Source organism: Acetobacterium malicum subsp. dehalogenans DSM 11527, from assembly GCF_000472665.1.
Taxonomy (GTDB): domain Bacteria; phylum Bacillota; class Clostridia; order Eubacteriales; family Eubacteriaceae; genus Acetobacterium; species Acetobacterium malicum.
On the sequence record NZ_AXAC01000046.1, the window covers coordinates 19,735 to 27,155 of the forward strand.

A 7,421-nucleotide genomic window follows, 5' to 3' on the forward strand; every position below is an offset into this window, starting at 1 on the left:
AACAGCTTTTTAAAAACTGCGCTGCTCGCTTTTTAATCGACCATTCCAAACTCTTCAATTAGCACCTTTTCCACAAACACCTGGGTCACTTGAGGATCAAACTGGGTTCCAGCATTCTTTTTCAGCTCGTGAATGGCTTCGGTCTGACTCAGCCCCTTACGGTAGCTTCGATCACAGGTCATCGCGTCATAGGCATCCGCCACCCCGATAATTCTTGCCTGAATGGATATTTCTTCCTGTTTCAGTTTTTTGGGATAACCTTTCCCATCCCAGCGTTCATGATGTTCATAGACATACTTGGACATTTCCGAAAATTCATTGGATGAACTCAAAATCCGGTAGCCAATTTCAGGATGCCGCTGAATTTCCTGCCATTCCTCAAAGTTCAGCAATCCTTCCTTATTAAGAATTTTCTCGTCAATTCCCATTTTTCCAATATCATGCATCAGACCGGCCGCGCCAATTTGATTGACGGCATCCTTGCTCAATCCCATTTCGATGGCAATTGATTTGCAAATCTCACTCACTCGTCGGGAATGGAGCATTTCCCGGTGGCTCTTTTCATAGAGGGTATTCATAATCAATTCGATGGTTTTGTTCTTGATGCTGGAGCTTTCGTAGAGCTTATGGCGATACATATCATCTTCGGCCCGTTTATAGATTTCCTGAATATCCTGGTCTTCCATTTCTTTGATTTCATAGCCATAGGATATGGAAATATCAACCGCCCCGATTTTGTTATCAGCAGTCTTTGCTTTCAGGTCATTGATGACATCAACGGCCTGAAAAATATCAGTCTGCGGCAGAATCACGATAAATTCATCCCCACCCAGCCGGGACACAACGCTACCTTCGGGAACGGCTTCTATTATCAGCCGGGCCGCTTTTTTTAACAGCTCATCGCCCATGGCATGACCAAAGGAATCGTTAATAAGTTTCAACCCATTCACATCGGCCATAATCAGGGTAATCGGTAAATTAGCGGGGATGTCCAGCCGTCCCAATTCTTCTTCATAAAACCGCCGATTATGAAGGCCGGTAAGGTAATCATGATAACTTAGATAACGGATTTCTTTCTCAGCCAGTTTTCGCTCCGTTACGTCGGAAATAATCACGGCAAATTGTTTAAATCTGGGTGAATAGGCAACCACTTCAAAATACTTATCAATATATTTGTCATAGTGTTCAAAATGGATCGGCTGACCAGTCATCGCTACCTGGCCGTATTTTTCGATCCAGCTTTTATCCATTCCCGGGGAGACTTCCAGGGCTGTCTTGCCGATAATCTGCTCCCGTTTCAGACCCACCAGCTTCTCATAACTGTCATTGGCATCCAGATACCTAAAATCGATCGGCTGGCCGGATTGATCAAAGATTATCTCGTGCACTGCCAGCCCCTGGGCCATTTGGGTAATCAGCAGCCGGTGTCTTTCTTCACTTTCTTTTAGGGCTATTTCGGCCTGATGGCGATCGGTAAAATCCACCAACATATAACTGACCAGCTTGCGCCGGATATCAAAATCATTTTTATTGACATATAGCCAGCGAATATCTTCCGCTACCTTTATTTTTACCGGTTTTCGTTTATGATCGCCATGATCAAGAATTTTTAAAATTTCTGAGACACTTTCCTTTTTTCCATCAAAAAAAAGGTTTGCCACAGGATTCATACAAATAATTTCATGATCGCCATTAATCAGAAAGGCCACCTCGCCAAGATTCCAGAACGTTTGTTTCCAGCGGTTGATTTCCAGCTCGAACAGATCATTTTTTACTTCATTCATCCCGATCATTGCTAAAATAAACAAAATCACTATTGGTGTGGGATCAATATATTTGTCAAAACCGATTAGAATCACCAACACCGCAATCCAGGATACCTGGAGTGACAAGAGGACAAACCGATAGCTCTTTTTTAAACTCGGGGATTTTGATTTTTTAAGCACTTTTATTAATTCGACCGTAGAAAATAAGATGAAAATTGCATAATAAGCAAGAATCAGGTAATACCCGATGTTTTTTGAGGTGCTGGCCACGGAAAAACCGTTAACTGTTGTTAATTCCACCCAGTTAAAAGCCAAATGGTGAATCGGATTGGTGATATAAACAACCCAAATCGCACTGGAAAGGATATACAACACGTACTTTATCTGCTCTGATATTTTCTTTTTTACAAATTGTGAAACAAATAATATCCCAAATGTTGGAATAAAGATCACTCCCAGATTCTCAAAATTCCGGGCCAGGATCATCATTTCAATATTTTGAGAATTGAGCGAAAGAAAATAGCCAAATGCATAAATTGCAGCGGAAAACATTAATGCGGAAAAATAGTTAAACTGTCCCGCTACTTTTTGTTTTAAAAGCTTAATCCCGACAAAAATGTAAATACCAGCAAGGATTGGCAACGCAAATACGATTAAATTCAACAACACGTTTTGAAGATTCATACACTTCCTCATTCCGGAGAGTAGCCGTAAATTAGCACGCTCACAGATCAGCCCATCCTGAAACAGATTAATTATTCCTGGCTGAAATCACATCATACCAGACAAAGGTTAAACGAACCTTTGTCTGGTATGAATTTTACCGGTATCCAAACATTTTCTCAGCCTGATTATTGTTCATCCAGATATTTGATGTGCACATGGGTCGCATCACAAAAGGGCTTGTTAATGGATTCACCACAACGACATAAAACCAGCCGATTTCGTCTTTCATAGAGACTGCCATCCACCGATTGCAGGGGAATCCCGCCTTTGACAAAGATACCGCAACTTACCCCGCGTTCAGGATCCTGCAGAATAACAATCTCCGGCTCATATTCGGGTTCGATCGCGGTTCCGTCTTTTTCCATTGCTACTAATCGCCCGGCCGGGCATTCATTGGCAGCTTTAATCGCTTCTTCTTTAAGCCTCGGATCATCCGACTGTCTAATCATCTCCCACGCGGTTCCATTGTTACGATGACAGAATCTGGCGAAGGCACAACGGTGGTCATCCATCATATCCAGATCCGCTCCGATGAGAAACTCGGCCCGATCCTCAAAATCAACTTTTGATGCCGTTTCCTCGCCATGAAAATCGCATTTTGAATGGGCGCCATCGCAAAAAGGCGGATTTTTCGACTTACCACACCGACATAGGGTATAGGTTTGGGCCTGGGGAAGCTTACGCCCGTCCCGATAAACATAGCCCCTGCCCTGGGAAGTAATTATTTTCTCCGACAGTTTGATATTCCCGGTAACCACATAAGGCCCGTCTTTTAAAATTTTAATTTTTCCAGTCATTCCATTTTCCATTATCAATCTCCGTGCTTAAATCAAATTTCCGGTTTTTAAAAAGGTCGCAGCACCCCCATCAAACCTTCCATTCAAGAATTTTATTTAAAAAATTTTGCAGTTCCTCGGTTTGCGGATTTTTGAATATCCGGGAACTGTTGCCGCTTTCAATGATTTGTTTATTTGCTAAAAAAACAACCTCTTCACAGGCGTTTTTTGCAAAACCCATTTCGTGGGTAACAATAATCGTTTTAAGCCCCTCATTTTGCAGTTCGCCCAGCATATTTAATACTTCTGCTGTATATTCAGGATCCAGGGCTGAAGTTGGTTCATCCAGCAGCAACAGTTTGGGCTTAACCGCCACCGCTCTGGCAATGGCAATTCGCTGTTGCTGACCGCCCGAGAGTTGAAAGGGATACTTACTTTTTTCATCAGTCAAGCCAAACCGCTCAAACAGTTTACTGCTGATCTCCAGCGCCTGAGATTTACCCATCCCGAATGCGTGTACCAGCGGTAACATAATGTTCTCCAACGCGGTAAGATGTTCAAACAACCCTTTGGACTGGAAAACGAACCCGATATTGCGACGATAGCTGTGCAAATATTTATTGCTGAACCCGATGATCTCTCCATCAATTTTCAAGTTGCCGGAATCGGGCGTCAAAAGCCCCCCGATGATCCTGAGCAAGGTCGATTTACCACCCCCGGATGGTCCAATCACAGCAATGGAATGAATGTCAAAGGAACCACATACATCCTGTAAGACCAGTTCATCCTGAAAGGTTTTACAGATATTGATTAACTCGATATTCATGGTTATACCTCCTTTCCAACACCCCGGAAAGCAGCGAAACACCAAAGGTCAGAATAAAGTATAAGGCCCCAACAAAAAGATAGTTTTCAAACATTCTAAAATTATCTGCCGAAATCTCCTGAACGGTTTGCGTGAGTTCGATGACCGCGATCACCGACAATAATGAAGAATCCTTGATAATCGAGGCAAACTGACCAGCCAGAGCTGGAAGAATCCGCGCCATTAATATCGGAATGGTAACCAGCTGAAGGGTTTTAACCGGTGTCAGCCCAATCGACTTGGCCACCTCATATTGTTGACGGTCAATACTTGCCAGACCCCCACGGATGATTTCGGAAATATAAGCGCCTTCAAAAATCGATAAGATCACCACGCCGGCCACATAGCGATTGTCCACACCCCAGGCCGTACCAATGATGTAGTAAAAAAAATAAATCTGCACCAGTAATGGCGTTCCCCGAATAATCTGAACATAGGCTCGGCAAAAATAACTGATAATCAGGATTCTCGAATTTTGTCCCATGGCAGTGAGCGAACCGATGACCAGACTGACAAACAAGCTGGCTACCGAAATAATTACCGTCATCAAAAAACCTTCCCAAAGTCGCTGCCGATATTGGTAAAGAGTAGAAAAATCCAGTTCCAGTCCAATCGAACTCACTGAAAACCAGAGAAATCCAATCAAAACGACGGCCACAAAAATACCACTGGCCGCCTTATTTGCTAATGAAGGTTCTTTATTAACTGTCTGTTTCATCGATCACCTTAATCAAAAAACCATGGAAAGCCAAGCGCATCAAAGGTTTGTTTTTCTTCCTTCAGGTATTTATCGGTCAATTCCGCAAAGCCCCCCTGAGCTTTGAAGTTTTCAATAAAGCTGTCAATCTGAGTTAAAAGTTCTTCATTGCCCTTATTCACAGCCATCCCCCAGCTTTCACTATCCTGAAAGGGAATCAGAATGGCTTTGGTAGTATCCGGATTGGCTTGATTTTGGCGGTAAATAGTCAGCTGATCATAAATAAAGGCATCCGCTTTTCCCTGGGTTACCTCAGTTACACAGGCATTTTCAGATGAAAGAGCATTAACCGTGGCGTTGATTAAATTTTTTGTGGCATAGATATTTCCAGTGGTTCCCTTTTTAACATCCACGACTTTACCCGGCTGATTCAGATCCTCGACCTGATTGATATTGGCGCTTTTATTTACCAGTAGTCCCAGATAAGAATGGGCATAGGGTACCGAAAAGTCCACCACTTCTTTACGCTCATCGGTGATGGTCATCGATGAAATCACCACATCCACCTTGCCGGTCTGCAGTGATGGAATCAGTCCATCCCAATTGGTATTTTCGATCTGAACCGGTCGGCCCAGATATTCCCCCAGAGCATAAGCCAAATCGACACTGACCCCGCTGGGATTGCCCTGGTCATCCTTTGTTTCAAATGGTGGGTAGGCCAGTTCCATCCCGACAATTAAAGGCTTTTCCTGACTTGTCCCGCCCTTGCCCGCGGTGCTGCATCCAATCAGCAGCGATCCGGCCATGACCAGTACCATTATCATTAACCCTAGTTTCTTCATTATTTATGCTCCTTCTTTGCTAACCTGATAAAACACACACAACCAAATACAGGGCGGGTCTGCTGAGGTATTGGCAACCCGATGCTTCTGGTGGGGTGGAATGAGTAGTGTGTCTCCTCTTTCCATGGTGATCGTCCTGTTCCCTTCAAACGCCAGTTGGGCCCGTCCCTCCAGCAGGATCACGAATTCACTTTCTTCCTGATCATACCAGTCAGATTGCTGACCGGCACTGACAATCCGTTCGATCCGGACGCTTTCATTCTGCTCCAGAACTGATATCACTTCATCATTTATCGGGAACCCGGGCATTTCATAAATATTCATTTTTACCTCATCTATAAATCATATCATATAATTGAACCAGAAAACAGTTCTGCATAAAAATTTGAATCGTTTCCACCCAAAAAAACGCTTTTATTTTTTGATCAGATCTTCCATTTTTCCCGAATCGCTGATATCCATCAATTCTTCGGGGAAGGGCACCCAGATACTCTGTTCCAGCAGATAGCTGTCATTATATTTAATGACATAGGATTTCAGAATATTAATGGGAACACTCAGGGGAATTCTCCCGTTTTTATATTTTTCAAAACTATCCAGAATAAAGGTCTTTTCGCCACTGGAAAGATGTTCCGAAAAATAACCGAAAATATGCATCATCGCATTAATATAATTACTATACCGGGGAATTCTAAAAAAAGCAATGCCCAGATGCTCTTTATAGCTGTTTATCACCACATCAACCGGCAGCTTGTCATGATTGGCAACAATGCGTCCCAACACTTTTTGTTCTTTCTGGCTATAAGCCATCAGCAGATATTTGTTGTTAGCCTGAAATTTAACCAGTGCTGCCATGGTTCCAGCTTTTTCCACCTGGCGATAGCTGCACATCGTATAGAGTTTGGCCAGAAAATGTTCCCGTATTCTAAAATTGGTTAACCGCCCCTCTTCTTCAATGGCCAGGTAGGGATAGCGTTTAAAAACCTGCTCAGCAAAGATGCCCTGACCTTTGATCGAACCGGTGGTTTTGGACTTGCCGAGATAAACCTTGACGTCCTTGGTTCCGCAGGACGGCGAACGACCTTTTAAGATAAAACCATCCACCTCGCTCAGACTGTCAAAAAACGCGTGACTGAAAGCAATCATTTCCTGAGTATATTCGGTCTCCGATGCCGGTTGATACAAAACAATCTGCTCGTTTTCCAGCACCAGCCGAATTGGGTTTCGGGGTACCCCCAAGCCGATTTCCACCTCAGCGCAAACAGGATGATAATCCACATAATCTTTCAGTTTTTCGACAAACTTATCGGGCAAGGTCTGCCCATTATAGCGGCAGGCATCAAAGCCCATACATTTACTGACAACAACTTGGGGTCTTAATTCATTATTCATTTTCGCTCTCCTCGTTTTATTGATCTTACATCGTTCTTACCCATTAGCAGAAAGCTTCAATCATCCGAGCCCGGCTCAGTTCCCAAAATCGAGTAGCTGGAAATCCGGGTAATTAGTCCGGATTTCTTTGCTCTCACAGAACCGTGCTTACGTTTGCCGTACACGGCTCCTGAAATCTCTCACCGAATTAATAATAATTCGACAGTAACCCAACTTTATATTGACATAAATCGATGAGTCCCAGATCTTCAAAGTACTGGTTTGGGAGTAACATGTGGATGATATGGACATTTGAATTCTTCCATTTCGTCACGGCCATCTTTTCACCACTACCTTTGATTCCCTGTTTTCTCATTG

7 protein-coding genes are annotated in these 7,421 nt (G+C 43.3%); all 7 read right to left on the reverse strand.

Going from position 1 to position 7,421, the window contains the following annotated elements:
* Positions 1–32: 32 nt before the first annotated feature.
* Complete coding sequence (locus tag A3KS_RS22810) at positions 33–2,450, reverse strand: HD domain-containing phosphohydrolase (RefSeq protein WP_051355935.1); 2,418 nt, start codon at positions 2,448–2,450, stop codon at positions 33–35.
* A 167-nt stretch (positions 2,451–2,617) separates the two neighbouring features.
* Entirely contained in the window at positions 2,618–3,301 is a 684-nt protein-coding gene (locus A3KS_RS0115590) for a CDGSH iron-sulfur domain-containing protein (RefSeq protein ID WP_156913316.1), read from the reverse strand.
* Positions 3,302–3,359: 58 nt separating this feature from the next.
* Entirely contained in the window at positions 3,360–4,094 is a 735-nt protein-coding gene (locus tag A3KS_RS0115595) for an amino acid ABC transporter ATP-binding protein (RefSeq protein ID WP_026395695.1), read from the reverse strand.
* Positions 4,066–4,851 (reverse strand): amino acid ABC transporter permease, encoded by a 786-nt coding sequence (locus A3KS_RS0115600; RefSeq protein ID WP_026395696.1) that lies wholly within the window; start codon positions 4,849–4,851, stop codon positions 4,066–4,068. Before A3KS_RS0115600 ends, A3KS_RS0115595 begins: the two co-directional genes overlap by 29 nt.
* Positions 4,852–4,859: 8 nt before the next feature.
* A complete protein-coding gene (locus tag A3KS_RS0115605) occupies positions 4,860–5,672 on the reverse strand; it encodes a transporter substrate-binding domain-containing protein (protein ID WP_026395697.1) in 813 nt (270 codons plus the stop codon).
* A gap of 3 nt (positions 5,673–5,675) precedes the next feature.
* Positions 5,676–5,996, reverse strand: a complete 321-nt coding sequence (locus A3KS_RS0115610) for a cupin domain-containing protein (protein ID WP_026395698.1) — start codon at positions 5,994–5,996, stop codon at positions 5,676–5,678.
* A gap of 90 nt (positions 5,997–6,086) precedes the next feature.
* On the reverse strand, positions 6,087–7,064 hold the full coding sequence (locus A3KS_RS0115615) for a YbgA family protein (RefSeq protein WP_026395699.1): 978 nt from the start codon (positions 7,062–7,064) through the stop codon (positions 6,087–6,089).
* Positions 7,065–7,421: the final 357 nt, after the last annotated feature.